The sequence below is a fragment of the Mesorhizobium sp. M4B.F.Ca.ET.089.01.1.1 genome, assembly GCF_004022605.1.
In the GTDB taxonomy this organism is placed as follows: Bacteria; Pseudomonadota; Alphaproteobacteria; order Rhizobiales; family Rhizobiaceae; genus Mesorhizobium; species Mesorhizobium abyssinicae.
This window is the reverse complement of the sequence record NZ_RZOS01001313.1, coordinates 1-510: the sequence shown is the minus strand read 5'-3', so window position 1 is coordinate 510 and position 510 is coordinate 1. Positions and strand designations below refer to the sequence as shown.

Here is a 510-nt window from a genome sequence, read left to right as displayed (position 1 = left end):
CCCCCTAGACATGACCCATGCGCTGATCGCTTCAGATCACGGTGTGGAATTGGCCCGTGCGGTCAGCGATTGGTTCATCCATACCGGCATCCGGCAGGCCGAGGCCCCTCAGCAATTGGACCCAATACGCAGGTACGATCTGCGCCATCCCGCTCTGGTCGCCATGGTGCAATTGATGACAAGCCACATTGCGGACCCGCTGAAGCTGGACGATCTGGTACACTTGAGTGGTATTGGGATGCGGCAATTAGAGCGGTTGGCAACGGAACAGTTAGGACAGAGCGTGATGCAGTTCTATCGGTCTTTACGGTTGGAGAAGGCCGACGAGATTCTCCAACAGTCAAACCTGCCGCTCGTCGAAGTCGCGCTGGCCACAGGCTTTTCCAACCGCAGTCATTTCTCACGGGCCTTTCAGGCCCATTTCGGCGTGGGTCCCGCAACCCACCGCAAACAGCGCCGCCATAGCGAAAATTATCACGCCAGGACGCATTTTGGGGGGCGGTCAAGTGT

1 protein-coding gene is annotated in these 510 nt (G+C 57.8%); it reads left to right on the top strand.

Annotated features, from left to right (window positions below; translation table 11 throughout):
• Nucleotides 1-510 (top strand): helix-turn-helix domain-containing protein (locus EN780_RS37310; RefSeq protein ID WP_128276646.1); only part of this gene is annotated, 510 nt, incomplete at both ends.